Source organism: Streptomyces sp. NPDC127100, assembly GCF_042724095.1.
GTDB lineage: Bacteria > Actinomycetota > Actinomycetes > Streptomycetales > Streptomycetaceae > Streptomyces.
Map to the genome: position 1 here is coordinate 1 of NZ_JBHXFL010000040.1, position 25,303 is coordinate 25,303.

Below are 25,303 nucleotides of genomic sequence, written 5' to 3' on the forward strand. Positions count from 1 at the left end.
TCGCAGACCGCTACCGCGCGGGGGTTGTCCTGGCCTCCCTGATCCTCTGGCTCCGTGAAGCGGCCAGGTGATCATTTGTCAGACAGGCTCTAGGGCGGAGGTCTCGTCGAGTGTTTGACGCTGGCAAGACCCAAGCCCGTCGCCAGCTCTACTGGTCCCACCTCACGGGTCTGCACAAGATTGGCCACCGGTACTACGACCCGTTTCTCGGCCGATGTCGGAGCAGGAGGCCGAGGCCCGGATGGATGTCGTGGTCGACCGCGGCTCACTGCTGCTGGGCACCGACGGCTGTGGCGCGGCCCGCCCCACGGCGCGGCGGCAACCCCGTGTGCTGCCTGACGCCACAGCTGGGCGTCCTGTGCGCGAACATGGTCGGGGAGGCCGCGGAGACCCGGCCAGACGCGGAGGAGGGAAGCCTTCTGCCGCGGCCACGCACCCGTTCCTGCCCCGCCCGCCGGAAAACCCGTATGGAAACGCCGACAGCACCGGGCGACCTACCCGCCGCAGGACAGTCCCACATCGTCCGATGTCGTCGCCGTCGATCTGCACGCCGGGTGCAATGTCGGGCAGCAGGCCGCCGGGCTCGTCGGCGGCGAGGTGGGCGAGGTGGCGGTGGTGGCGTTGCCAGTCCAGTGGCCAGGGGCAGTTCCAGTCGGGGTCGATCGCGGCCAGCTGCGCCGCGCGCGCAGCCGCCCGCTCGGGGTCCTTGCCGAGTCCGCCCTTGCGGCGCAGGTTCGCCAGATACTGCCCGATGGGCACGAGGCCCTCGGCCCCGTTCTCGCCCCAGACGGCATCCTGCCCCCAGCCCGGTGGCGCGCCGGTAGGAGCGCAGCGCCGCGAGCTTGGTCTCCCATGCCTCCTCACCCGGCTCCCACACCATCCCGGCCCCGGTGCGTCCAGCAGGGTCTTGCGCCGCTCCTCCAGTTCCCCGGTCCGCAGTGTCTTTCTCTGCTGGTGGACCTATCAGCCAAGCGGAAGGGCCTTCGTCACTCCGATTTCGACCTCGACGTCGTAGGGAACGGCGTAGAGGCCCGTGGTCTTGTTCTCCTTCCGCCACCGCAGCAGCGCCCGGTAGCCCTCCAGCCACACCAGCGACTCCGACCCGGTAGACCCGGGTACACAGGAACGCGGCGATGGCCGCGACTGGACGTGGTCGGCCAGGTGACCGCGATGGTGGCGCTGGGCGCGCTGACGTACGGCGTGATCAAGGGCGGCGGCCTGTTCCGCCCGCAGGTGGTGGCGGTGTCCCTGGGGTCCGGCTTCATGCTCAACGCCGCCTACTACGGCGGGGTGTTCGTCTTCAGCCTGTACCTGCAACAGGAGCGTGGGCAGTCCACCCTCCACACGGGCCTGATGTTCATTCCGATGACGGCACTGGTCGCCGTGGTGAACCTGGCCTCGGCGAAACTGTCCTCGCTGTTCGGTCCGCACGTGCCGATGGTGGCGGGGCAACTGGTTCTGGCCGGCATGCGCTGGAGCATGCTGATCGCGGCGGCCGGGCTCCTCCTGACGGCCCTTGTGACGTTGACGCTGCCGGGAGGCCGGCGCCGGGAAGCGCAGACATGAGCCAGGCGGTGCGTCACGGCGGGGCCGGCTCCGGGTCACACATCGCGGTCGGTCCGCACGGTCGCCCGCGTCGAGGCCGTGGAGGAGAGCCCGCGCGATGTCCTCAGCGACATCCAGCCGTAAGGCCGTCGCGGACAGATGATTCGCAGGCGGCCGAAGTCGAGGCTTATACCCTGAACGCATTCGGCAATCGGACGATCACGGGTGCGGGCATGCGCGAACGGGGCGGGCGTTCCAAGGGTGGGAGCACGGGGATACAGATGAGTGACCCTCATCCGATACGAAGCCGCACACCGGGCCTCTCGGTCGGTGCGCGGATCATCGCCGTGGTCGTCCTCGCCGCGATCGGAGCCGTCGGCGCCTGGCTCCAGCACGACGCTCCCGGCCGGAGTGCGCAGCCGCGTACGGAGTTCACCGCGAACAATCCGCCCACTGGTCTGCCCACCGCGCTCACCACCGGCCAGCACCTCCACTGGTCCCGCTGTACCTCGCCCCCCACCGCGCGCAAGGGCTACGACTGCGCCGTCATGAAGGCCCCCCTCGACTACCGGAAACCAGATGGCAGGACGATCGACGTCGCCCTGATCCGCCGCAAGGCCACCGGCCCGAACGCCCGGCGCATCGGCTCGCTCGTCCTCAACTTCGGCGGTCCCGGCGTGTCCGGCGTGAGCGGACTGCCCGAACACCTCGACCAGTACAAGCCGCTCCTCGACCGCTACGACCTGGTCTCCTTCGACCCGCGCGGCGTTGGCGCAACCATTCCGGTGCGCTGCGGGAAGACCGCGGACGACACCGGCTACGACGGGGCCGACGCCTGCGCCGAGCACTCCGGGGCGTTCCTTCCGTACATCGGCACTTCGCACACCGCGCGCGACCTCGACCTGATGCGCTACCTCCTCGGCGACGAGCGGCTGCACTACTTCGGCGTCTCGTACGGAACGGCGCTCGGCGCGGTCTACGCCCACCTGTACCCGTCGCACGTCGGACGGCTCGTCCTCGAGGCGTCCGTCGATCCGACCGAGGACCTCGTCGAGGAGCAGGTGTCACAGGTCAAGGCGGTCCAGGCGGCGTTCGACCGGTTCGCCGCGCACTGCGCGGCCCGTATCCGCCGCTGCCCCACCGGTGATGGGCCCGAGGAGGCCGCGCGACGCATGGCGCGCCTGGCCGACCGCCTGGAGAAGAAGCCCGCCCCGGCCGGTGGAGGAAACGACCTCGACGCCGACGATGTCGCGTACGCCGTCAGCGACCATCTCGACCTCGGCACGGACGGCTGGTCGCCGCTCGCCGAGGCCCTCACCGCGCTGATCGACCACAACGACGGCGGTCCGTTGAGCAAGGGCGCGGACGACACCGGCTCCGCCGACCGCGCGGCGACCCCGCGCGACAACAGCGACGCCGCCCAGACCGCGATCACCTGCGCGGACTCCAGCCTGCGCCCCGGCTTCGAACGCCTCGACCGGGACGCGGCCCGCGTCAAGGCCGCCTCACCTGTCTTCGGCGCGGCCTGGTCCATCGGTGTCTATCTCTGCTACGACTGGCCGTTCGACGGCGAGCGCGCCACGCTCCCGGTGAACGCCGACGGCGCGGCCCCCGTCCTGGTGGTCGGCGGCACCGGCGACCCGGTCACCCCCTACGCTGGCGCCCGCCACATGGCCCGCGCCCTGGGCAACGGCGTCGGCTTCCTCCTGACGGCCCAGGAGGAGGGCCACGGCACGTATCCGCAGAACCGCTGCGTCGCGGAAAAGGTCGACCACTACCTCCGCACTGGTCGCACCCCGGCTCCGGGGACGGTGTGCCGAGGCAGCATGTCCTGAGGCTCGTGCGGATCCGCCGGGCGGCTTCGAGAGCCGCACCTCCGACCGCACGACCTGCGCCACTGGCCGGACGGGACGCCCCGCGCGCCGATGGGGCGCGCGTCCGGCGCCGGGCGGGTGGGGAGTACCCGCCCGGCAGGCCGTCGACGCGAGGGCGCCGGGACCGTCAGATGTCGATGACGCGGTAGGCGATGGTGTAGACGCCACCGGACCCCCCGAGCGAGCGGTACTGGATCTCGGCGCCCGCCTCACTGCCCGTCGCCAGCGTCGCACCCAGCTTGTCGTCGCCGCTCGTCGTGTCGTAGTCCCACAGTGTCATGGTGCGCGCCTGCTGCTTGCCGAGGACGAGGGCCGCGTTGCCGTTGCCATCGGTCATCGACCGGACGTAACCCGGGCCCATCGTCTGGTACTTGAGGCTCCCCGGCCACACCTTGACGGCGTTTCCGTTGGCGTCGGTGACCTTCAGGTAGGCCTCGTCGTGATCACCCTCGCTCTGCTGGTGACAGGTCAGCTCCAGCAGTTCGATGCGGACGTAGTCGATCGGCTCGGCCTGGGCCGCCGCGGCGAATCCGGCGACGCTGCCCAGCGAGAGCAGAGCGGCCGTGGCCACTCGAGCGATTCCACGCATGGTTGGTTCCCCCTTGAACGGTGTGGTGGCCCCGCGTTGTCCTGCGAGGCCCGTGCCGTCCCCCGGCACACGTCCACCCTGCCCGCTGTCACCGCCTCGCATCTACGCGCGTCCCACTGAGCGGAACACGGCCGGACGCCCTCACGGACGTACCGCGATCCCGGACCGGCCCAGTGCACGGGTGACGGCGGCGGCTGCTTCGGCGACCCGGTCCGCCATCACCTCCAGCCGCTGGCCGGCCTCGACCATCACGGCCACCGCCCCCACCACGGCTCCCGTCGCGAGCCGCACCGGCAACGCGGCGCAGCAGACCCCGGCCACCACATCCTCCCGGTCCAGGACGGCGCCGCTGCGCACCGGGCCTCGCAGCGCTTTGCCCAGCGCCGTGTCCAGCGAGAACGCCTCGCCGTTGCGGACCGGCACGAGTGGCTCCGTCCGGCCGGGCACCGAGCAGACCGTCAGAGCCCGTTCCTCGTGCATCACCGCCAGCACCGCACTGCCTCCGGTGGCGGCTCTCAGCCGGTGCAGCGGCAGGCGTCCCGCCATGCGCAGTCCTGGGTGCGGCTGCCACGCCTGGCCGAGCCGGTAGAGCTGTGCGCCCAGCCGGTAGCGCACGCCACGGCGCTCCACGGCCCCCAGGGCCACCAACTGCTCCAGCAGTCGGTGAGCCGTGCTCTTGGGCACTCCGCAAGCTACCGCCAGTTCGGTCACCCCTGCCTCATCGCCGTGCTGCCGCAGGGCTTCCAGCAGCGCGAACGCCCCCTCCAGCACTCCGCGTCCTCTGTCCGCCGTTCGTGTACGTACGGCTGTGTCCATGACATCCCCCCGATGGCGTGTCCCGGTCGCGCCCCCCACAACGGCGCGGCCCTCAACGTCCGGGACCATGTTCCCGGGACCGCTGTGCCGGGCGAAACCATTCCGGCGTGTCGCCCCGCACACACCGCGGATGCTCGAAGGCTGCTTCCGCGCCACCTGTCGGCGTACGGACTGTTCTTCGGCTGGAGCCGCACTTGCCGGCGAATCACGGGCGGGGTGGACGCTGGCAATGCCACCGTCGGCTAATCAACGGGATTCTGTTCCGGCAGCGGACCGGCCTCCCCTGGCGGGACCTGCCTCCCTGCTTCGGTAGTTGGAAGACGGTCCACGACCCTCATCGCAGGTGGTCGGCGGACGGCACGTGGGAGAGAGTCCCGCGGGCCGTCCAGGCCGACGCCGATACCGAGGGCCGGATCGACTGGAGCATGGTCAGCGGCGATTCCACGACCTGCCGCGCTCATCAGCACGCGGCCGGCGCCTCCACCCGCGCCCCCAGGATCCCGGGTCGGCGCAGGAATCCGGAGCGTCACCGCCCCGATGAGGCCCTGGGACGCTCGCGAGGCGGGCTCACAAGCAAGATCCACCTTGCCGGGGAAGGCGGGTGCCGCCCGCTCGGGTTTGTCATCACGCCCGGCCAGTGGGGGACGCACTGCAGATGATTTCCGTCCTGGAAGAGATCCGCGTGCCCCGGCAGGCTGGTGGACGACCTCGCACCCGGCCCGACCATGTCGGGGGCGATAGGGCGTACTCGTCACGCCGCGACCGGCGTCACCTGCGCAGACGTCAGATCAAGCAAGTGCCCCGTTCAGAGATCCTCGGTACCCGGGTAGTGGTGGCGAAGTTCGCTAAGTACCCGCTCGTCAACAGCCCTGACGTCCCACGAGGAACTGTCGAACTCGGTCAGGACGATTGCCAGCGTGTCCTCGGCGAACCCACGTGCTTCGGCATCGATCAACTGGAGAAAGGGGGTCGTCAGCGACAACAAGGTCAACGTGTCCATGCCGGCGTCGGCGGACCGTCTCTCCATCTCGACACAGCGAGGATCGACGATCCCGTCGAACTCGATGCGCCAGGTCAGGTCCAGGCCGAAGCTGCCGAGGCGAACCAGTAGCTCAGCCAGCGTCACGTAGTGCTTTCCGTGCCAGGCAGGAAACGTGATCCCCTTCATCCCCGCCTCTGCTTCAGCCCTGTCGCGTGCCATGCGGCCCCCTTCGTTCCAGCGAACAGTAGGCCACCCGCCTGATCAGCCCATACGACTCATCGGACAGGCCGCAGCTCCGGGGTGTGTGGCGGCGCGGCAAGGGTGAGGTTTCCTGACGTGGCGCTACCGTCATGGGGGTGACAGGAATTCATGCCGAGCGGCGATGGTCCGAATCCATGCCGGCGGCCTATGAGCAGTACCTCGTGCCAGTGGTCTTCCGGCCGTTCGCCGAGGACCTGGCCACCCGGGCGGCGGCACTTCGTCCTCGGCTGATCCTCGAACTCGCGGCAGGGACTGGCGTGTTGACAACGGGCCTGCTGGAAGCGGCTCCCTCGGCCGAGGTGACGGCCACCGACCTGAACGAGGCCATGGTCGCTTTCGGGTCGGCCCAGGCTCCAGGCGCGGTGTGGCGGCAGGCCGACGCGCAGCAACTGCCTTTCCCCGACGGAGGCTTCGACTTGGTGGTCTGCCAGTTCGGTGTGATGTTCTTCCCCGCCCGCATCGAGGCCTTCACGGAGATTCATCGGGTGCTGGCCCCGGGCGGCCGGTTCCTGTTCAACACCTGGGGCCCGCTCGGAACGCACGCCTTCGAAGTCGCGCTCCAGGCTGGGCTGGAGAGGGCCTTTCCGGCCGACCCGCCACGGTTCTTCCCGACGGTTCCGCACGGCTATGCCGACCCCGCTGTCGTAGCCGCTGATTTGGCGGCCGCCGGGTTCGCCGTCGAGGACGAGCAGGAGCTGACGCTGCAGGGCCGGGCCCCTTCGACCGCCGACCTTGCCACCGGCTACCTCACCGGGACTCCAGTGCGCGCGGCCGTTGAGGAGCGCGGCGACGGACCGGCTGTCCGGGCCACCGTCATCGAGGAGATGACGGCACGGTTGGGTCCGGGGCCGGTCACCGCCCCGATGGCGGCGTACGTCTTCCGTGCCGCGGCCTGAACGAGGGACGCGCCCGCGCAGAGGAGAGGAACGACGGAATTCGCTGACCTGCTGAAATACGCGGCTGGGCTCGGGTGGATATCTCGCGTGACGATGGGCGACTCCCGGCAGCCCCGATACCTCAGGGCCGGTCGTTGGAAGAAGCGCCACGACTGGCCATCCGGGTGGACCGGCCGTCGCCGCGCGGACGGCCCCATCAGCTCGTGCGACCACTGATCATGCTCTTACACTTCCGATATGCCGGATATCCAGCTCGCCAGTAGCCGCCGCGGCACAGGGCCGCCACTCGTTGTGATCCGGCAGCTGGACCGGGAGGGCTGGGCGCCCGTCATCGAGCTGTTGATCCGCGAACGCGAGGTCGTGGCCGTCGACCTGCCAGGATTCGGCGACAGCCCACCCCTGCCAGGTGGCATCGCCCCTACAATCCAGGCAATCGCCACCGAGGTCGCCACGTGGTTCTCCGCGGTCGGCCTCACACGCCCGCCCGTCGTCGGCAACTCGCTCGGAGGAGCCGTCGCACTCGAACTCGCACGGACCGGCGTGGTAGGCAGCGCCGTCGCCCTGTCCCCGATCGGCCTGTGGACCCGCCCCGAGGCCGCCTACGCCCTCGGCTCGCTCCGGATCGCGCGCACGATGGCAGAGAGCCTCGGCCCTCGCACGGCACGGGTGACCAGCAGCTCCCTGGGCCGCACGCTCACGTTCTGGCAACTCGTTGCGGCTCCCCGGCGGATGACGCCGGAAGCGGCCGACACCGCTCTACGAGACCTGGCCCGTGCGCCCGGCTTCAAAGCCACCCGCCGAGCAGCACGCACCTACCGGCTGACCGGCTTCACCCCCGGCGTCCCGGTCACGGTCGCCTGGGGCACCCGGGACCTTTTGACACCCCAGCACCAGGCCCGCCGGGCAGCCCGACTCCTGCCAGGAGCTCGCCATGTCCAGCTGCCCGGCTGCGGACACTCACCCATGTCCGACGATCCCGGCAGGATCGCCGACCTCCTGCTGTCCGCGAGCAGCGACTGAGAGCGTTGCGGCAAACCGGATGCACGTCGAAGTCGTGCGCCGATCCGACGGGTGGCGCGGATTCGTCGTCCTGGCCCGCAGGTGGGTCGTGGAGCGCACGCTGAGCTGGCTCGCCCGCTCACGCCGCCTCAACCGCCACCACGAACGCCGCCCCGACCACCACGCGGCGATGGTGTGGTGGGCCGCCGTGATCAGGCTGTCGAGGCGCCTGGCCGCAGACGCTCCGCGCTGGCCGGAGAAGCCTCCCGGCCGACTGCCCCGGGTGCGGGCATGAACCGTCCGTCCTTCGTCCGCACCTGCCAGCCCCACTTCTCCAGCACATAGGCACGGTGACGGATCTTCTCCACCTCGTTCGCGATCTCCGCCTCCCGGCCCACCGCCCGCGTCAGCTCCATCCCGTTCACCGGCCCCGCAGCAGCCACCACCGCGGCGAACACCTCCCGACACAGACCGCTGAGCACCTCCTCGCCCATGCCCGACCGCCACACCGGCGGCCTCTCGCCGTGCCCCGCGCCGGAGCCGCCCGACCCCACGGCGGCAGCCACGAGGAATTCGTCGGACCGGACACGGCCGATCCGGCCGCTCGTATCCGGGCCGGCGAAGATGCGGCCGCCTTCTTCCCTGCAGCAACTCGGCTGACGTCTCCGTGCAAGCCACGTGATCACGGTGCTTCAGCTGTTCGAACGCGTTCGTGAGAAGTGCGTGCAAGCTGCGACGAGACCGCTCCGAGACGCATTGGTCGTGCAGGAGCCTAGTTTGGTCTAGACCAAGAAGGGTACGGTTACCTCGCCACCATGGAACGCCCCACGGTCATGGTGGCGCTGCTTGACATGCTCATGCCCATCTACCTTCGGGTGAGCAGGCGCGAACCCCCACACAGGAGTTGTCATGAAGAGCAAGAGGATGCTGGCCGTCGCCATCGGCGCGGGAATCGCCCCGCTGCTGGCCGTGACCCTGCCGGCCGGCAACGCGAGCGCACACGGCTACATCTCCACGCCCCCCAGCCGCCAGGCCCAGTGCGCCGCCGGCACGGTCTCCTGCGGTTCCATCAAGTACGAGCCGCAGAGCGTCGAGGGTCCCAAGGGGCTGATGAGCTGTAGCGGTGGGAATTCCGCCTTCGCCGAACTCGACAACGACAACAAGGGCTGGAAGGTCACCCCGGTCAGCCGGACCACCAGCTTCAACTGGCGGCTGACGGCCCAGCACGCCACCTCCACCTGGCAGTACTACGCGGGCGGCCGCAAGATCGCGGAATTCAACGACGGCGGTGCCCGGCCGGGTGCCACCGTCACCCACCAGGTCAATTTCGGCAGCCTGACCGGCAGGCAGAAGGTGCTGGCCGTGTGGAACATCGCCGACACCACCAACGCCTTCTACGCCTGCGTGGACGTGAACGTGAGCTGACGCGGTTGCCACCACCCGGCCCTGCCAGGCCGGGTGGTGGCACGGTGCCGGGAGCGTTCGTCCCCCCGGGGTCCCGGCACCGGACCGCCTCTCCCTCACCCGGTCGTCCAGCGGTCGGGGACCATCGGACGACCGTACGAAAGGGTGGGTACGACGGTGGAGAGAACCGGCGCGCGAAGCCCTCACCTCCCTCGGCGGTCCGCCCCGGCGGAAGCCGGGAACGGCGGACGGATCACCCGGGCGGTCGGGTCACTGGCCCACCGGATCCAGTGGCGCGGTCCGGCGCTGCTCCTGGTCTCCGTCGGCGCGGTGTTCCTCTGGTTCGGCGTCCTCAAGTTCTTCCCCGCGGCCAGCCCTGCCGAGGGGGTCGCCGTCCGCGCCGCTTCGCCCACATGGCCGGCGTCTTCTCCGCGCTCCTGCTGCTCCCGGGTGAGATGTGGCAGGGGGGCGTGCCGGTCCCCACGCTGGAGGGCCAGTACATCATCAAGAACGTCGTCCTGGTGGCGGCCTGTCTCGTGGTGGCGGCCGACGAGTGGAGCCGGACGGCGTCCGCCCTGAGGACATCAGGGGCACCGGATCGCGCCCGCACGCCGAGCCACCATCCGTCCTGCCCCCCCGCCGCGGCACTTCTTCCCCCTCCAGAGCAACCCACGTGGTTGTCACATCGAATACGAGGTCCCATGAACCGAAACGGAGTCACCGCCGCCACGGCCACCGTGGCCCTGCTGGCCACCGCTCTCGCCACCGGTCTCGCCGCCCGCCCGGCAGCCGCCGCTCCCGCCGCCACCGGGCCGGCGAAGGCCCGCGTCGGCGCCGACTGGGCGACCGGGTCCGTCGTCTTCACCGCCGCCGAGGGGCAGACCAACGACCTCCACGTGATCCCCATGGACCACGGCGCCGGGACCCGGCAGATCGGCTTCCGCGACCAGGTCCCGCTCGCACCCGGTGATCACTGCGCGTACCTCGAACCCGGGGACGACACCTTCGTCGTCTGCGAACTTCCCACCGGCAGCGCCCGGCCGGAGCGGATCGACGTCTTCCTCGGCGACGGTGACGACACGATCGTCACCAGCGACCCCGCGGTGGGCACGGTGCGGGGCGGCCCCGGCGACGACACCCTGCACGCCCACACCGCGCACACGGTGCGCGGCGACGCGGGCGACGACATGGTCATGGGCCGCGCCGTCCTGGACGGCGGCGACGGCGCGGACCACCTGATGGGCGACGACGGCGACCAGTGGCTGGCGGGCGGCCGGGGCGACGACATGATCGAGGCGTACGGCGGCGCGGACAAGGTGCACGCCGGCCCCGGCAACGACCACGCCCTCGGCGGGGACGGTGACGACCTGCTCCTCGGCGGCCCCGGCGACGACACCCTGCACGGTGAGGAGGGTGACGATCTGATCGCCGGCGGCCCCGGGAAGGACACCGTCGAGGGCGGCCCGGGCCGCGACATCGTCCTCTGACACACATCCACGACACGGACTCCGACCGGGCAGACGCGTCGCGGTGCGCCGTCCCCGGCGGCACACCGCGTGGTCCCCTCCGCCAGGGGCAGGCCGGCGGTGGCGAACGCACGCCCACGGCCCCGCACGGTCCGACGAGGCCTTCCTTTACCGCCCCCGGGCGCCGCGGCAGGGTGGTTCCGTCCACGGCGGGCAGCACGGTGCCGCCGCCCGCCGACTCGCCCCATTCGCCTACCTGCAAGCCCGCCCGGCCCGACTGCGACTCGACAGCCGCGCGCGGTCAACGGAAAAAGCGCACTCGGACCGGCTACCGACGAATACCCTGGAGCGCTCGACCACCGACACCTGGACGTGACCGAGCGGGGGCTCATGAGCAGCGAACGGAAAGGCGTCCCGGATACGCCCAACGACCCGGACGACCAGGGCTCTGCCAGCCGTGCTGCGGAAGTGGCATCGGACGTGGTGCTCGTCGTAGTGACCTTGGCAGCCACGCCGTTCCTGCAAGCGATCTCGACGTACTTCGGCAACGCTCTCGCGAAGGGCATGAGCACGGGAACCCGCGAGATCCTGCGCCGATTCATCGGGCGCCAGGCGCGGGCCGGCCTGGACGAGCCCGCCGACGACGTCCACGCCATCCACCTCCGCACGGAGGACGGCTGGCAGATCGAGATGTCAGTCGACATCGCACCCGAAGCCCTCGCCCAGCTCCCCGCACTGTGTGGGGCCGACGCGCCAGTCAGCGACGCCGACCGACGCCCTGGCACGGCAGCGACGATCTGCTGGACACACCCGGGCCACTGGACGGCGATGACGGTACGCAGAAACGGGCACCTCGTCAGATTCGCCTGGGACCCCGAAGCCGAGCAGTGGCGCGAACGCCCCGGCAGACGCCCGATCCTTGTGTCCTGACCCGCGGGCCAGGTACGGCCATCTCGCGCCCGTAGCTGTCGGCCTGCCAGAGCTCGGCGAGGACTCCCGCAGCCGGCGTCCCGGCGTGATGCGCGACGCGCGCGTCCCGGCGAACCTTCCGTGTTCCGCGGTGACCACCCCGTGGCGTCGATGCCAGGATGTCAGTCGGTCGACGTACGGCGGACTTATGGGGTGGCAGTGGCGGGGACTTCGGTCGAGGCGGTGGACGCGGTGGACTGGAGCCGCTTCCGGACGGGCCTGCCGGAGCACCATCCGGTCAAGGAGGTCCCGCGGGCGCTGCGTCGCCTCGTCAGGCAAGGCCCGGCGGCGACGGACGAGGACTGCCACCCGCTGTACTCCTGCCTGTTCGCCCCGGGAGGCGGACTGCCGTCGGCCGCGGCCGCGGCCCTGCCGTTTCTCACGGCGCTCGCCTCCGACCCCGCCAACGGCGCACGAATCACCCTCGTCGAACTGCTCGGCGCCCTGAACGCAGCGGCACGCGAGGCCGGTGAACCGGGCACGCACGGAGCGTGGCGGGAGGAGTGGCGGCGCCAGGGCGACACGATCACGGCGCTCCTCGCGGACCCCGCGCCGAGCGTACGGCGGGCCGCGCTCCCCCTCGCGGACGCCGACGCGTTGCTGGAGCGGTGGCACGCCGAGACGGACCCCGCCGTACGCCTGCCCCTCCTGCTGGCACTCGGCACCCGCGCGGCGACGACCGCCGGCGCGCCCGGGACCGGGTCACCCGGCGGCCGGCACCGGTTCGCCGGCGCGGTGGAGGCAGTGCTGAGCAGGGTGCTGCGCGACGACGAGCCGGTGATGAAGGCGGCAGCCGTGATCGCCCGGGCGTCCCTCGACCGTGACGCCCCCCTCCGGTATGCCGACCTGCTGCTGGACGTCCTCGCCGATCCGGCCGTACGGCCCCGGTTCGAGCAGGTCTGGTGGCTGCCGGGCGGGGAGATCCCCTTCACCCGGGACGACGTGGCCGCATGTGTGTCCGGTCTCCTCGACCACGTACCCGCGGCCGCCCTGTCGTTCGTGACCCGGCTGGCCGAGGCGGCGGAACGCACCGAGGACGACGGGCTGCGCCGGGTCGTCCTGGACGAGGCGTGGCGGCACCTGGTGCTCCGGCGTTCCGCGGCACCGACGGTGCTGCCCCTCGCGGCACGGCTGCTGGACTGTGCCGACGACTGCGTGCGGCTCAAGGCCGCGCACCTCCTCGCGATGCTCGTCCCTGACTCCGGCCCGTACGCCGACCGTCTGGCGGCACTGCTCGACGATCCCGGAACCGACGACATCTCCTGGATCGAGGGGACCGTCGGCGACTTCGCACGCTGGGCCCTGGTCCGGCTGGGCGACCCCCGCGGCCTCCCCGGCCTGGTCGAGTCGCTCTGGGCGCCCTACCGGGAGCAGTACGGGTGCAGTTGGGTGGCAGGCGATCCGCGCCGGCCGGAGATGCACGACGTCCTCGCGCCGCTGCGCGAGCACGCGGACGTCCTGCTGCCCGCGCTGCTGGAGGAGGTGCGGCAGGACCACGAGCGGCACGGCGACCACGGCCAGATCATGGGCACCCTGCTGCACGTCGCCGAGAAGTGGGGGCCGGACGCCCTGCCCGCGCTCCCGGTCGTCCTTCCGCTGCTGAAGGACGCGCGGTACTCGTTGCGGGTGGTCGACGTGCTGCTGGCGATGGGACCCGGTGCCGCTTCGACGGCGCCCGCCGTGCGCGAAGCGGTCGTCCTCGACCACCCGGGCAACCACGACAAGATCGCCTGGGCCGCGTGGCGCATCGCGGGGGGTGACGACGGCACCGCCCTGCGGCGCCTGGGCGAGGCGGTGCACGACGAGCGGGCGTCGCCCCGCGGACCGGTCCTCCTCCTGTCCGACTTCGGTCCCGCCGCCGCGGCGCACGCCGGACGGGTGCGTGAGCTCATGGAGAACGCCGAGTACGGGAAGGCGACGGCGGCGGTCGCCCTGTGGAGGATCACCGGCGACCCGGGGCCCACCCTGGCGGTCCTGGAGGAGGTCGTCGTGCACTTCACCGGCGGCGACGACCGCTACGGCGACCTGACCGAGGCCCTCGGCGCCTTCCTGCGCATCGGCACGGTCACGCCGGCCGCACGGCGGGCCCTACGCCTCGTCGAGGCCCGCGACACGCGGCTTTCCCCCTACCGGGACTACCGGGCCGTCCTCGGCGACCAGGAACTCCGCTCCGCCGTCGCCGCGGTGCTCGCGCTCCCTGACAGTGGCGGCCTCACCCTCCCCCCAGGCGGATCCGCCCACCGGCTGCGCTGACAGCGGTCACCCTTCCGTCCCTCACCTGGGCACGGACACCATGCGGATCACTCTCGGCGGACACCAGGCCAGCCAACACACCCACCCGCCGACCCACCTGTGCCGTACCTGCCTGCTCGCCGTCCAGGCCCTCGTTGCGGGTGGAGCAGCCGTCACCGAGGCGATCACTGCCCTGCCCATGGCGGACGCGTCCCGGGAGTGCTGCCCCCGCGCCCCCTTCCGCCACCGCGGCCGGCCGAATCGGCCGCACGGCCCCCACGGCCGACCACCACTACCCCTTCTGGAAGCCCCATGAAGGCCAACGGGCCGAGGCCGGCGGTGTACAAGTCCTCGCAGCGGTGACAGTGAACGGATGGAACAGCGCATCCACGGCGGTCTCTTCACCCGCGTCCTCGGCCCCCCGCCGTGCGCCGGCGCCCCGACGGTGGTGCTGTTGCACGGGCTCGGACTCTCGGGCCGTTACTTCGTACCGCTGGCGCGGCGGCTGGCGGCGAGGGGATTCACCGTGCTCGTGCCGGACCTGCCGGGCAACGCGTGGTCACGGGCCGCCGTATGCCGGATGCCCGACGTGGCGCGGACCGCCGACGCCCTTGCCCGCTGGCACCGCCGGCTCGTGCCGGGGCCGAGTCTGCTGGTGGCCAACTCGGTCGGCTGCCAGGTGGCCGCGGCCCTCACGGCCCACCATCCGAGTCTGGCCCACCGGCTCGTCCTGCTCGGCCCGGCACTCACGCCGGGGGCGTCCGCCTGGCGCCAGGCAGGCCGGCTGCTCGCGGACGCGCCTCGAGAGCCGCTCTCCCTGATCGTGACGGCCGCGGCGGACTACCTGCTCACCGGCCCCCTACGCTTCGCCGTGTCCCTGCGCCACGCGCTGCGCGACGCCGCCGCGGCATTCGAGGGTCACCTGGCACGGATCGCCGTGCCGACCCTCGTCGTCCGCGGAGCCGGGGACACCATCGCATCCGAGGCCTGGACCCGGCGCATCACAGAGCTGATCGCCTACGGACACGCGAGCGAGGTACCGGACGCCGCGCACGCGGCGCACTACAGCAAGCCGGAAGCCGTGGCCGAGCTGATCGAGACCTTCGCGGCAAGGGAGAACCCATGAAGCCACCGACCCCGTCCGACCCTCCCGACCGCCCTCCGCCCCGCTTCCCGCCCCCGGGTCCTCGGCCGCCGTCATCGCACGGGACCCGCCGCCTGCCGCCCGCCCGGCTCATCGATCGCCCTGGGGGCGCCCTGCTGCGGTCGGGTCGACCGAGCACGGCCGGGCAGCAAGCACCACGTCATCACCGACGGGCTCCGTAACGCCGTATCAGGGGACCAGTCGGTGAAGCGCTGTCCCGTAGTGGTACTCCTCGGCGGTCACTCGAGACTCATCAGGTTCTCGCGTCCGCAACCCGCTTCGATGACTCGGCGTCCAACTCCATGAAGGACGGCTGCCGATCACCCGGGAGAGCACGTGACGAAGAAGGACCAGATGACGGACGCGGCGAGGGAGAAGGACCGCGAAAAGTGGATGGCGCGCTTCCAGGTACGGCTGGCCATGCAGCCGGGCGTGGACCGGGCAGTCGTGCTCCAGGCGGTCAAGGAGGTCACGGCCCACTGCGCGGACACGGGGGAACACCCGCGGACTGCCTTCGGCGACCCGGATGCCTACGCCGTACAGGTCGCCGCGCGGCTGGTGCCGGCGGACCGGGCGGCGCGCGCGAGGCAGCGCAACGCTGTGGTGGACGCGCTCGACTCCGTGCAGAAGAGGGCCGGGGACATCGCCGGTCTGTGACCGGTTGAACCGCCCGTCACGGCCTGGCGCACGGTTCTGACACAGCCCCTGTCCGCCGGCGCTGCTGCGCAGCTCAGGCGATTGGCGGGGGAGCCGGTGACGCCGATCTTGCCTTGCGCGCTGCTCGTGACAGACAGCGTGCCGCCTCGGTGACGACCATCGTGCTTCACCCGGCCGAAGCACGATGGTCAGCCGATGCCGCAGGTGACACGCGCTCGTGTGGAACCGGGCGCTTCAGGCTGCACGTCCCTCCGCACATGCTGACCATGCTGGGGATACTCTTCGCCGTCGCGCCCGCCGTCATCTGGGTGACGATCGCCCGCACCCGCCCCGTCGGTTTCGCGATCGGCGGCGCGCTGCTCGCCGGAGCCAGTCTGCTGGTCTGCGTCCAGCAGGGCTGGATCGACGCCCCCAGGCCCGACGCCCATCTCGTGTTCACGGCTCTCGCGCCCTTGCTCATCGCCTGCGGGGCGGGGCTGGAAGGACGGCACGACAACTCCCCACCCCCGAAATGGCTCTCCCGCCGCAACGGAGCGATCGGCTTCCTGGGAATGCAGTTCGCCCTCACCCTCGTGGCCGGTCTGCTGTACGCGCTGATGATCAGCGAAGGCTCGGACGCCCCGTCGTCCAAGGCGCTCCCCGCATTGCCACCGGGCATCACCATGGTTGAAGAAGGCACCAGCTGCGGTTCTGGCGGCTGCTGGCGTGCCGCGACGGTCATCAGCGAGGACGGTCGGTCCCGCCCGGAGATCATCCGCGAACTGGGCCTCCAGCAGGAGGACTGCCGCGCCAGCGGCTGGCTGCTCGATTGGCGTGACGTGTGCGTCGGAGCCAGGGACAACGCCGAGAAGGTCATCATCTACGCAAGGTGGGATTACTGAGAGGTCGTTCCCAGTCGGCCACGGTGGTCCTGAACGAGGGGCGACGGCGTGGCCGACCGGCCACAGGTGAACGGAACCGTCTAGGACGCTGCCTTGCCCGAGGGGCCGGCCGTGTGGCGGGTGTTCCAGCGGAGCAGCAGGACGGAAGCCGTCAGGGACAGCACGGTGAACGTCGCGGGCACCAGGTCGTCCGCGGTGTCTCCGCGCCACAGCCGTGCGTTGGTGAGCCAGGCGACGGGCAGGTCCACAAGGAGCAGGGCCAGGCCGGTCGGCCAGTAGCGGCGGCGGGACTTCTCCCGGATGCCCGAGACGATCAGGACGGCGGGGACGACGCCCATCAGTAGTGTCACCAGGGCCCGGTTCGGGCGGGGGTCGAAGCTTTCGCTCCCGGGAATGAACAGCGCGACGGCGGTCAGGACAAGGCCCAGCACGATCCGGCCCGTTCCCGGCCGCCTCTCCTGGGCAGGGCCGGCGGCCGGCGCAGAGGTGTGCACCGGCGCCGGTGTCGCCGGTGCTGGTTTCGCCAGAGATATCGCAGGAGCCAGAGCCGGCGCCGCCGTGGCGATGCGGCGGGCCGGGGCGTTTACCGCGGTCATCGTCCCGTCCAGGCCGTAGACGAACAGTGCGACGCCGTTCTCGGTCGCGTACTCGATCGCGGTGGCGGCGTAGCTGCTGCCGGTGAAGAAGAGCAGGTCCTTGTCCAGAGCCCGGCCACGGGCCCCGAACAGTCGCTGCAGCTCGGGCCTGCCCACGGCGGACGCCTGGTACTTCACCTGTCCCAGCGCCCGCCGTGAGCGTACGTCGACTCCGCCGTCGCTACCGCCGGGCTGGGCGCGGGCGTCCTCGTACCCCCAGTGGCGCATCCAGGCCGCGGCATTGTGTTCGGCCTCTTGCCAGGACTGGATCTGACGTCTGGCCGGAGGCTTCGGCCCTCTGACCACCTGGGTGTCTTCATGTGTCACGCCAGGAAGTATCGCCGACGCCATGTGGGGCCGCGCCTCCTGGTCTGCGCGCGATCGTCTTCGTTACGACCATGAACGACGCTTTGCGGCGGCGTAGGGCACCGAGGAGGCGTCCCCCCCCGTCTACCGGCGCCCTGCAAGCCGGGACCCCTCGGGCGTTCGGCGGTAGAGCACAGACCGGCCGGACCGGGAGCGGGCGACGAGACCGGCCCGGTGCAGTATGCCGAGGTGGTAGGAGACCGTGGAGACCCTGAGGAAATGACGTGCCGCCAACTCAGTGGTGGAGGCCGGTTCTGCCAGAGCGGCCAGCAGGGCAGCACGGGTGGGGCCGAGCAGCTGGGCCATCTCGGCAGTGGGGGCTGCTGATGCCATCGCGTTGGCTATGACGTCGTTGCGCATGGGATAGATGAGTATGGGGGGTCGTCCCCCGTCGCGCGTCGGGTCCACGGCCACGACCGACCAACGTGAGACGAGTGACGGTACGACGACCACCAGGGGCACGGGCAGGGCGATCCGGAACCGGCTCTTGACCCGCAGGGTGCCATCGGCCCATCGGATGTCGGGGTGAAGCGAGTTGAAGAGCCTGGCCGCTCCATGTCGGGCGAGCACGTGTGCACATCGGTCGATCTCCGTGTCGAGGGCGGCCTTGGCGGCATCCCAGTGCGGGGCGAAGGCCAGATCCCAATAGCGCCGCATCTCGTCCGCCGCCTGCCGGGCCACATGCGCACCACCCCGCCGCATGGCCCGCCGCACACCGGCCGGCAACTCGCAACCGGCGAGGCCGTTGCGGGGCCGCCCGTCGCGCAAAGCCTCCAACTCGCCCAGGACGCGCAGGGGTGGGGTGCACCGGACCTGTTTCAGTTGCTCCTCCACCGTGGGCGCGGGCCCTGAGGGGTGCGGGCTGAGGAAGTCGGGCACGTATCCGCCCTCGTCCCGTGCCAGTTCCGACAGCAGTGGCAGTCGGGCTCGACGCAGTATGCGCCGGGCGTGAGCGACCCACGGGTCGGTATCAGTAGCCGGTTGCACACCGCAGGGCAGCAGCGTTGAGACCACCTCGTGCAGCGGCGAGACGGCGAAGCGGGACCGGGCGAGCCCGGCGGCGTCCACGGTGAGCTCGATCACGCCTTTTCCGCCCTCCCAATGTCCGGTCCTGCTGGTTCCCCAGGCCTCCTTTCGAACCTGATCGAATCATGGCACGAATGGTCGCGGCGAAAGACCCGATCACCACAGACTGATGGCGTGCGGTGTTGGGGTCCCGACGCTGTGGGGGAGGTGCGATGCGAGGACGCGGGAGATCTCGGGGGAGCCGCAGCACCCGCCCCTCTCCAGGATGAAGCACGTGCCACGAGGAGCAGTCGGAATTCGGTGATCACCACCGGAGCACGGCACAAGAGAAGCGGGACGACGGCTTTGCAGAGAAACATCGCCATGGCCTTGATGGCCGCGACACTGATCGCCGGCACCATTGCCGCCCCCGCGGCATTCGCCGGCCCCGCCGTCGCACAGGCGTACACCTGTAGCTACACCGAATCGTCGAGCGGCAAATGGTATGCCGGCTATTACAACGGCGAAACGATCATTCCGAGCTCCACCGGAGTGTCGAGTGCGGGCATCGAAGCACAGTGCCTGCTCAAGAAGTCGGGGTGGTTCGATCCCGGCACGGTCGACGGTGTCTTCGGTCCCAACTCCCGAGCCGCCACGAGGGAATTCCAGGAGTACATAAATGATTGGGCCAACCGGCCCTTGCTCGTGGTCGACGGCATTGTCGGGTCCAGGACATGGTATTACCTGCGGTGTTGCGCACCCGGGATGTGAGCACCGCCAGACCACACACGAGAGGAATGTGACGACCTTGCGCAGAAACATCGCGATCGCCTTGACGGCCGCGACACTGATCGCCGGCACCATTGCCGCTCCCGCGGCATTTGCCGGCCCCGCCGTGGTTCAGGCATACACCTGCCACTACTCGGAGTCGGGAGTGTATGCCTATGCCGGCTACTACAGCGGCAACACGGTCATTCCGAGCTCCAGCGGGGTGTCGAGCGCGGGCATCGAGGCTCAGTGCCTGCTCAAGAAAGCAGGGTTCAACCCGGGCACGATCGACGGTGTCTTCGGGTCCAACTCCCGAGCCGCCGCCAAAGCATTTCAGGCCTACCTGAACGACAGGGTCGGCTACCACGTACTCGACGTCGATGGCATCGTCGGCAGCGAGACCTGGCCTGAACTGCGGTACTACATAGGCGCCCATTGGTAGACCCGGCCCGTCCGCTCCACTACCACGACTCGAACAGTCCCCTGCGTAGTTCAGGGAAGCAGCGTCGCGACACATCGTGCAGCGGCGCCACTGGTGGCATCCGCCTGCCAGTGACCATCACCGGACCACGACACGAGAGAAGCGAGACGACCTTGCGCAGAAGCATCGCGATTGCCGTGACAGCCGCAACGTTGATCGCCGGCACCGTGGCCGCGCCCGCAGCCTTCGCCGGAACCAGTACCGCTCAGGCGTACACCTGTCGCTACACCGTCTCGGGAGGCAAGGCGTATGCTGGCTACTACAGCGGCAATACGGTCATTCCGAGCTCCAGCGGGGTGTCGAGTGCGGGCATCGAGGCTCAGTGCCTGCTCAAGAGGGCGAAATTCGACCCCGGCAGCATCGACGGTGTCTTCGGGACCAACTCCCGAGCCGCCGCCAAGCGATTCCAGACCCTGATGAACAACGCGTTCGGCTACAACATCGCCGTTGACGGCATCGTCGGCCAGGAGACATGGCCTGCGCTGCGGTGGTACGCCGAGTACAACGCCTGAGCCATCGTCCACGGCTGGTGGAGCAGGAAGTCCGTCCCGGCGCGGTCCGCGCCGGGACGGCGGCGTGCGTGGAGTCTGAGTCTGAGCACACGGTCATCGTCCGTGGCGGCGCCGGGGACCGGACACCCCACGAGCAGGCCGGCCGCTCCGCAGCTTCCCTGCGGAGCATCAACCGGCTCAGCAGCAGGGCGCTCACATCACCGCGCAGTTCGATCCGGCCGGGGCGAGTGCGGCGCAGCTGGCGAAGACCGGGAGGCTGCCCGGCGTCGCCGCGAGCGCGGGACCGTACCCGACCACGACGGTCCGCCCGGTGGACCGGTCGGGCTTCCAGCTGCCGACGCTGGCCCTGGTAGGCAGGTCCGGCCCTGACGGCGCCGTGGACCGGGTGGATCTGAAGGCGGGCCGGTGGGCGCAGGAGCCCGGAGAGATCGTGCTCGACACGTCGTTCGAGGGCCCCGCCATGGGGATCGGCACCACCATAAAGACATCGAACGCCAAGGACGCCCCGACCCTTTCGATCGTCGGCTTCGCCGTGTCGGTCAGCGAGACCGCCGACGCCTGGGCGACCCCCGCGCAGGTCGACGCGCTGGCATCGAAGGGCAACCGGGTCTCGAGTCAGATGCTCTACCGCTTCGACTCCGCGAGTACGACGCAGCAGATCCTCGCCGACCGGAAGAAGCTTGCCGCCTCCGTGGGGACCGGAGCGCTTCTCGGGACCCAGTCCTGGCTGGACACCAAAGCGCCGCTGATCAGGGCGCGGCGGCGACCGTCCCGTTCGTGATGGCTTTTGGCGCGCTCGGCATTGTGATGTCGGTGGTCACCGTCAGCAGCGTCATCAGTGGCGCGGTCGGCACCAGCCTGCGCAGGATCGGCATCCTCAAGGCCATCGGCTTCACTCCGCGCGACGTCGTACGCGCCTACATGACTCAGGCGCTGGTCCCGGCCGTCGTCGGCATCACCCTGGGCGTCGTCCTCGGCAACCTCCTGGCAGTTCCATTGTTGTCCGACACCGAGTCGGTGTACGGCGGCGTTCCGCTCTCGGTGGCCTGGTGGGTGGACGTTACCGTGCCGGCCGCCGCCCTGTTCGTCGTGGGGCTCGCGGCGCTGATTCCCGCGCTGCGGTCGTCGGCATGTCGCCGCGGCAGGTCCCGAGCCTCGTGCTCGCCTCGGTGGCCGTGATCGGCGTGTTCGGCGCACTACTCGGCGTCCCTGCGGGGTACGCGCTGCACCACGTCGTCATGCCGGTCATGGGGCGTGCCGTGGGCACCGGACTGCCGTCGCTAGTCCTCGATGTGTACGGGCCTTTCCAACTGCTCCTGCTGGGGCTCGGCGGAGTCGTGATCGCGATGCCGGGCGCGCTGATCCCGGCAGGCTGGGCCGCCAGGGCTCGTACGGCCACGGCGCTGCGCACCGAGTAGCGTCCTGCGGAGTGCAAGCCGCGAGAGCGGTTCCACCGGGCCCGACGGCCTTATCGTTCGAGACCTCGGCATCGGCACGTTACGCAGGTACTGACCGGCCTGCTCGGCTGGAGGAGCGCAAGCACAAGTGCTGGGGCTGGGACCTGCGCTCGATGGCCGTGCCCCGGCCGCCGGGGGGGGCGTCGGCCGGGGAAGCAGGATCTACGTTCAGGCTGAACCGTGCACTGCGTGGGGGAGTGTTCGACCTCAGCAGCTGATACCCCGCACCGCAAGACCATGTCGACCCGGTCGCCGACCATCCGACGGACAGTCCCACAAGCAGCTGGCCCTGACCTGCGTCTCAGTCGGTGAAAAGCGGCTCGTAGGAATGGCCCTCCGGAGTGAAGACCAGAACGAAGTCCTTCCCCAGCCGCGTAGCTACCTCCCTCAAACGAGCCAGGACCTCGGCCCGGTCTGGAAGATCGAGGCCAAGAGCTGTGGCGGCGCGGTTTCTTCGGGCCACGAGGTCTGGCATGTCTTCCAGATACTCGGCCTCGAGCTCGTGACTCTCCTCGTCCGTGAACGCTTGGCAGTCGCGCCACCACGGGACGACCAGCACAAGCCGCACCAACTCCTGCACGCCGATGGCGATCAGAGCTGCACCACCTTCGGAGTCGGCATAGAGGATGGGACGTTCCTCGCCGCCTTCACCGCAGAAGAAGTACGTGCCGCCAGCACCGTCACCGGCGAACCCTTCAAGCGCGGCGCCCGAGGCGAGGTGCACTTCCTCGACATGATCGCCTCGGTCCAGGTCGAAGTCACCCGGCCAAGCGAGAAAACGGGCAGCTTCTGCCTGCTCACGGATGGCAGCGATCAACGATTCCATGGGCCGCAGCCTACGGACCGCGGCCTGCGCCGACCGGCGGCCGATCACGAACGGGAGGCGGCGTCGGGCTCATTCGTCTGATCGGCTGCCAAGATCCGCGGACAGCGCCGCGTAGATGTACTCGCTGCCCCAGCGATCCCCGTCGAGGTCGTTCTCGACCAGGTGCGCCTCCCGCCGCATCCCGAGGCGCTCACAGACCCGCACAGACCCGGTGTTCTCCACATCCAGCCGTGCGTAGAGCCGGTGCACGCCCAGCGTGTCGAAGGCGAACCCGGCCAGCGCCGCGGCTGCCTCGGTCGCGTAGCCGTGCCCCTGGTGACCTGGGTCGAGAGTCCAGCCGATCTCGGCCTGGGCGGCGCGGGCATCGGCCAGGGAGAGGCTCACCTCGCCAATGACGCCGGGCTCATCACGTCGGCAGACAGCGAGCGCCAGCTTGTCCCCGTCGGCGCGCCAGGCCGTCTGCGCCGCGCGCTCGGCGGCAACCTGCTCGCTGCGCTCACGCGTGTGCGTCGGCCGGTACAAGTAGCGCGCCACGCTCGGCAGGCTCTGGTAGGCGTACAGGTCGTCGGCGTCGCCGGGAGTGAACAGACGCAGCGACAACCGGGCCGTGGTCAACGGCAGCAGCGAGGCGACGTCCATGCGGACCTCCATGAGGCGGATGTGGATCAAGTTGCGGACTGATTTTCGCATCTCGACTACCCGGCAGCCACGCCTTTCTCAGGAACAGCGCCCGTACGGAGGTCGGCCAGCTTGGCCAGGCTCCAGGTCGAGAACGGCAGGCCATGCTCGGCCGGCTTGGACTTGGTGATCTTCTTGATCTCCCGGCGCTCGGGGAGCGTGAAGGTCTTCGGGCGCCCACCCTTGTACTTCGGGTAGAGCGAGTCGAAACCGTCGGTATTGAAGTTGTGGATCACGTCCGGGATTCGGTCCGCGCTGGTGAACGTCACTTCAGCGATCTTCGCCACGGACGTGCCCTGCGCGGGCAGCATCATCTGGGCCGTCGCCAGGTCACCACCGACCCTGTGCCGCTGCGGATGATCCGCAGCAGATTTCGGCCTTGGTCGTCATCGACCTCACGCACCCGCGCCCGTTGGGTCATGCGCACATCCTGGCAGCGACCGGGACTGCAGGGCGGCGCTGCGACGGCTTCACATCGCTCGGCGCTTCCTCATCTCAGTGAGCCATTCCCGTACCTGTTCGTCATCGTGCAGGTAACCGCCGCCATCGCTCGCGGGAAGGTCGATTCCGTAGAGGCGGTTCAGAGCCCACCAGGAGAGGTCGTCCCAGACGATCCTGTCCTCCGTCACCCACCTCGCCGCCCAACGGTCAGCCCCGTCCCGGGACAACCGGCCCGCGACAACCTCAACGAATCGATCTTCGATCTCATCAAGAGTCGGCTGGCTGCTGGCATCCATGCCCCGACCGTACAGGCAGGGCAAACGTTGCCTGATGCGGCACTAGGGCGATGTGCATGCAAGCGTTGCCGGGTGCAGCGACGCCACGCTGGGTCGGTCACCCCGCTGCTGGCCTGCGGAATGACCGACCGGCCGGGAGTAGGCCGCTGCCGCGCTCCAGTAACTGTTGCGTGGTGGTGGTCAGTAGGCCCCGATAGACCAGAAGACGCCTACCTCTTCGTCGTTCACCGCGATCACACCCAGGTCGTCGAAGATGTCGAGGCCGGCGATGTAGGCGGTGGTGTGGAAGCGGTGGGTGCTGGTGCCCTGGAGCCCTGAGGCGAGGAAGTCGGGGGCCGGGGTGGAGGCGGCGGCTGTCGCGTTGGTCCAGTAGTGCGCGCCGGGTCCGTATCGGTCGAGCAGCAACCGGGCGTCTGCCAGCAGGGCGTCCCGGTTCGGGCGGGAGCGGACGGGGGCCTGCTCCGTCTGCCACTCCTCCGCCATGACGGCCAGCGCGGCCACTGCCGCCTGTGCTTCAAGGGGATGCAGGTGGGCGCACATGTCGGCCGGGGCCGGCGGGTCGAAGGGGTAGGCGGGCACGCCCTGGCGGGCGGGGTCGGGCCGGTCCATGTCCAGCCGGAGCCAGCCGCGGGGATCGGCGACCGTCCGGTGCAGCACGGCGTGGACGTCGTGCGTCCAGTCCTCGTGCCGTCGCGGGCCGGTGGCGACGAAGACGCACTGGTCGTACAGCAGCCGCAGCGCCGCCGCGTTCCAAGGGCTGCGGCGTGAGCGGAATTCCATGATCAGGCCGCCGATCTCACGGGCGAAGGCGTCCTTCGGCTCGCGGGGGATGCTCCGAAGACGACCAAGGGCCCAGTGGACGAGCTCGCCTGCTCCTTCCGCCGCGAGTCCGGACGGCTCGGCCGGAAGCACGTCCGACGCCTCCCACGTCCCCCATAGCGCCTCGAGGTGGGCGTCCAGCAGGTCCAGGGCCGTCCGGTCGGCAGGCGGAATCATTCCGCCACCTTAGGCCGCAGCCGTCACAGGTGCCGGTCCGAGGTGAACGCCGGGGAGGACCAGCCGGCGGAGCACTTCCCTCGCCCCCCTGCCCGCCGTCGCCGCCACCGCCACCGCCGATGACCTC

Annotated in this window: 28 protein-coding genes and 3 pseudogenes; 19 read left to right on the forward strand and 12 right to left on the reverse strand. The window is 70.3% G+C overall.

The window, feature by feature from the left end:
• Window positions 1–519 precede the first annotated feature (519 nt).
• Window positions 520–1,153: pseudogene (locus ACFWJB_RS27960) on the reverse strand (helicase associated domain-containing protein); the annotation flags it as partial.
• Window positions 1,154–1,161: 8 nt separating this feature from the next.
• Between ACFWJB_RS27960 and ACFWJB_RS27965 the strand changes: the two are divergent.
• Together ACFWJB_RS27965 and ACFWJB_RS27970 are read left to right on the forward strand one after the other, a co-directional pair.
• Complete coding sequence (locus tag ACFWJB_RS27965; protein WP_386925576.1) at window positions 1,162–1,566, forward strand: hypothetical protein; 405 nt, start codon at window positions 1,162–1,164, stop codon at window positions 1,564–1,566.
• A 260-nt stretch (window positions 1,567–1,826) separates the two neighbouring features.
• A complete protein-coding gene (locus ACFWJB_RS27970) occupies window positions 1,827–3,380 on the forward strand; it encodes an alpha/beta hydrolase (RefSeq protein WP_386925578.1) in 1,554 nt (517 codons plus the stop codon).
• A gap of 166 nt (window positions 3,381–3,546) precedes the next feature.
• Here the strand turns inward: ACFWJB_RS27970 and ACFWJB_RS27975 are convergent, their stop codons facing one another.
• Both ACFWJB_RS27975 and ACFWJB_RS27980 read right to left on the reverse strand, forming a co-directional pair.
• Window positions 3,547–4,008, reverse strand: a complete 462-nt coding sequence (locus tag ACFWJB_RS27975; RefSeq protein ID WP_386925580.1) for a hypothetical protein — start codon at window positions 4,006–4,008, stop codon at window positions 3,547–3,549.
• A 141-nt stretch (window positions 4,009–4,149) separates the two neighbouring features.
• Window positions 4,150–4,779, reverse strand: coding sequence for a helix-turn-helix domain-containing protein (locus ACFWJB_RS27980; protein ID WP_386925582.1), 630 nt, complete (start codon window positions 4,777–4,779; stop codon window positions 4,150–4,152).
• Window positions 4,780–5,006: 227 nt separating this feature from the next.
• Between ACFWJB_RS27980 and ACFWJB_RS27985 the strand changes: the two are divergent.
• Window positions 5,007–5,617, forward strand: a pseudogene (locus tag ACFWJB_RS27985) (IS5 family transposase); the annotation flags it as partial.
• Window positions 5,618–5,629: 12 nt separating this feature from the next.
• On the opposite strand, the gene ACFWJB_RS27990 reads toward ACFWJB_RS27985, so the two are convergent.
• On the reverse strand, window positions 5,630–6,025 hold the full coding sequence (locus ACFWJB_RS27990) for a hypothetical protein (RefSeq protein ID WP_386925584.1): 396 nt from the start codon (window positions 6,023–6,025) through the stop codon (window positions 5,630–5,632).
• A 131-nt stretch (window positions 6,026–6,156) separates the two neighbouring features.
• Here ACFWJB_RS27990 and ACFWJB_RS27995 point away from each other — a divergent pair, with 131 nt between their 5' ends.
• The 3 genes from ACFWJB_RS27995 (at window position 6,157) to ACFWJB_RS28005 (ending at window position 8,257) form a co-directional block, all read left to right on the forward strand.
• Window positions 6,157–6,963, forward strand: coding sequence for a class I SAM-dependent methyltransferase (locus ACFWJB_RS27995; RefSeq protein WP_386925586.1), 807 nt, complete (start codon window positions 6,157–6,159; stop codon window positions 6,961–6,963).
• A gap of 291 nt (window positions 6,964–7,254) precedes the next feature.
• Window positions 7,255–7,983, forward strand: coding sequence for an alpha/beta fold hydrolase (locus ACFWJB_RS28000; protein ID WP_386925588.1), 729 nt, complete (start codon window positions 7,255–7,257; stop codon window positions 7,981–7,983).
• Window positions 7,984–8,002: 19 nt separating this feature from the next.
• Entirely contained in the window at window positions 8,003–8,257 is a 255-nt protein-coding gene (locus ACFWJB_RS28005; protein ID WP_386925590.1) for a transposase, read from the forward strand.
• Here ACFWJB_RS28005 and ACFWJB_RS28010 read toward each other — a convergent pair.
• Window positions 8,175–8,528, reverse strand: coding sequence for a hypothetical protein (locus tag ACFWJB_RS28010; RefSeq protein WP_386925685.1), 354 nt, complete (start codon window positions 8,526–8,528; stop codon window positions 8,175–8,177). The two genes, ACFWJB_RS28005 and ACFWJB_RS28010, sit on opposite strands and share 83 nt — an antisense overlap.
• A 343-nt stretch (window positions 8,529–8,871) precedes the next feature.
• Here ACFWJB_RS28010 and ACFWJB_RS28015 point away from each other — a divergent pair, with 343 nt between their 5' ends.
• From ACFWJB_RS28015 to ACFWJB_RS28045, 7 genes are all read left to right on the forward strand, one after another.
• Entirely contained in the window at window positions 8,872–9,387 is a 516-nt protein-coding gene (locus ACFWJB_RS28015) for a lytic polysaccharide monooxygenase auxiliary activity family 9 protein (protein ID WP_386925592.1), read from the forward strand.
• Between the two features lie 680 nt (window positions 9,388–10,067).
• Complete coding sequence (locus tag ACFWJB_RS28020) at window positions 10,068–10,853, forward strand: calcium-binding protein (protein ID WP_386925594.1); 786 nt, start codon at window positions 10,068–10,070, stop codon at window positions 10,851–10,853.
• 369 nt (window positions 10,854–11,222) lie between these two features.
• A complete protein-coding gene (locus tag ACFWJB_RS28025) occupies window positions 11,223–11,762 on the forward strand; it encodes a hypothetical protein (RefSeq protein WP_386925596.1) in 540 nt (179 codons plus the stop codon).
• 198 nt (window positions 11,763–11,960) lie between these two features.
• The gene (locus tag ACFWJB_RS28030) at window positions 11,961–14,054 is read left to right on the forward strand and encodes a hypothetical protein (protein WP_386925598.1); all 2,094 of its coding nucleotides are present in this window, start codon (window positions 11,961–11,963) and stop codon (window positions 14,052–14,054) included.
• Between the two features lie 352 nt (window positions 14,055–14,406).
• A complete protein-coding gene (locus ACFWJB_RS28035; protein WP_386925600.1) occupies window positions 14,407–15,159 on the forward strand; it encodes an alpha/beta fold hydrolase in 753 nt (250 codons plus the stop codon).
• Between the two features lie 354 nt (window positions 15,160–15,513).
• Complete coding sequence (locus ACFWJB_RS28040) at window positions 15,514–15,834, forward strand: hypothetical protein (RefSeq protein ID WP_386925602.1); 321 nt, start codon at window positions 15,514–15,516, stop codon at window positions 15,832–15,834.
• Window positions 15,835–16,091: 257 nt separating this feature from the next.
• Complete coding sequence (locus tag ACFWJB_RS28045) at window positions 16,092–16,715, forward strand: hypothetical protein (protein ID WP_386925604.1); 624 nt, start codon at window positions 16,092–16,094, stop codon at window positions 16,713–16,715.
• Between the two features lie 80 nt (window positions 16,716–16,795).
• Here ACFWJB_RS28045 and ACFWJB_RS28050 read toward each other — a convergent pair whose 3' ends face one another.
• Window positions 16,796–17,677, reverse strand: coding sequence for a restriction endonuclease (locus ACFWJB_RS28050; RefSeq protein ID WP_386925606.1), 882 nt, complete (start codon window positions 17,675–17,677; stop codon window positions 16,796–16,798).
• A gap of 123 nt (window positions 17,678–17,800) precedes the next feature.
• Window positions 17,801–18,799, reverse strand: coding sequence for an ArsR/SmtB family transcription factor (locus ACFWJB_RS28055; RefSeq protein WP_386925608.1), 999 nt, complete (start codon window positions 18,797–18,799; stop codon window positions 17,801–17,803).
• A 243-nt stretch (window positions 18,800–19,042) separates the two neighbouring features.
• Here ACFWJB_RS28055 and ACFWJB_RS28060 point away from each other — a divergent pair, with 243 nt between their 5' ends.
• The 6 genes from ACFWJB_RS28060 (at window position 19,043) to ACFWJB_RS28085 (ending at window position 21,900) form a co-directional block, all read left to right on the forward strand.
• Window positions 19,043–19,492 (forward strand): peptidoglycan-binding protein, encoded by a 450-nt coding sequence (locus tag ACFWJB_RS28060; RefSeq protein WP_386925610.1) that lies wholly within the window; start codon window positions 19,043–19,045, stop codon window positions 19,490–19,492.
• A 37-nt stretch (window positions 19,493–19,529) separates the two neighbouring features.
• The gene (locus ACFWJB_RS28065) at window positions 19,530–19,931 is read left to right on the forward strand and encodes a peptidoglycan-binding protein (protein WP_386925612.1); all 402 of its coding nucleotides are present in this window, start codon (window positions 19,530–19,532) and stop codon (window positions 19,929–19,931) included.
• Between the two features lie 152 nt (window positions 19,932–20,083).
• Window positions 20,084–20,482 (forward strand): peptidoglycan-binding protein, encoded by a 399-nt coding sequence (locus ACFWJB_RS28070; RefSeq protein ID WP_385464904.1) that lies wholly within the window; start codon window positions 20,084–20,086, stop codon window positions 20,480–20,482.
• A 310-nt stretch (window positions 20,483–20,792) separates the two neighbouring features.
• Window positions 20,793–21,263: a hypothetical protein gene (locus ACFWJB_RS28075; RefSeq protein ID WP_386925614.1), complete on the forward strand. Its 471-nt coding sequence runs from the start codon at window positions 20,793–20,795 to the stop codon at window positions 21,261–21,263.
• Window positions 21,263–21,661 (forward strand): FtsX-like permease family protein, encoded by a 399-nt coding sequence (locus ACFWJB_RS28080; protein ID WP_386925683.1) that lies wholly within the window; start codon window positions 21,263–21,265, stop codon window positions 21,659–21,661. Before ACFWJB_RS28075 ends, ACFWJB_RS28080 begins: the two co-directional genes overlap by 1 nt.
• Window positions 21,640–21,900 carry a hypothetical protein gene (locus ACFWJB_RS28085; RefSeq protein WP_386925616.1) on the forward strand — a complete coding sequence of 87 codons (261 nt, stop codon included), beginning with the start codon at window positions 21,640–21,642 and terminating at the stop codon, window positions 21,898–21,900. The genes ACFWJB_RS28080 and ACFWJB_RS28085 overlap by 22 nt, the downstream gene beginning before the upstream one ends.
• A 340-nt stretch (window positions 21,901–22,240) precedes the next feature.
• Here ACFWJB_RS28085 and ACFWJB_RS28090 read toward each other — a convergent pair whose 3' ends face one another.
• From ACFWJB_RS28090 to ACFWJB_RS28110, 5 genes and pseudogenes are all read right to left on the reverse strand, one after another.
• On the reverse strand, window positions 22,241–22,765 hold the full coding sequence (locus tag ACFWJB_RS28090; RefSeq protein ID WP_386925618.1) for a hypothetical protein: 525 nt from the start codon (window positions 22,763–22,765) through the stop codon (window positions 22,241–22,243).
• A gap of 69 nt (window positions 22,766–22,834) precedes the next feature.
• Window positions 22,835–23,404 (reverse strand): GNAT family N-acetyltransferase, encoded by a 570-nt coding sequence (locus ACFWJB_RS28095; RefSeq protein ID WP_386925620.1) that lies wholly within the window; start codon window positions 23,402–23,404, stop codon window positions 22,835–22,837.
• Between the two features lie 101 nt (window positions 23,405–23,505).
• Window positions 23,506–23,864: pseudogene (locus ACFWJB_RS28100) on the reverse strand (transposase); the annotation flags it as partial.
• 49 nt (window positions 23,865–23,913) lie between these two features.
• A complete protein-coding gene (locus ACFWJB_RS28105) occupies window positions 23,914–24,180 on the reverse strand; it encodes a hypothetical protein (RefSeq protein WP_386925622.1) in 267 nt (88 codons plus the stop codon).
• A gap of 180 nt (window positions 24,181–24,360) precedes the next feature.
• Window positions 24,361–25,176, reverse strand: coding sequence for a hypothetical protein (locus tag ACFWJB_RS28110; RefSeq protein ID WP_386925624.1), 816 nt, complete (start codon window positions 25,174–25,176; stop codon window positions 24,361–24,363).
• Between the last annotated feature and the right edge of the window lie 127 nt (window positions 25,177–25,303).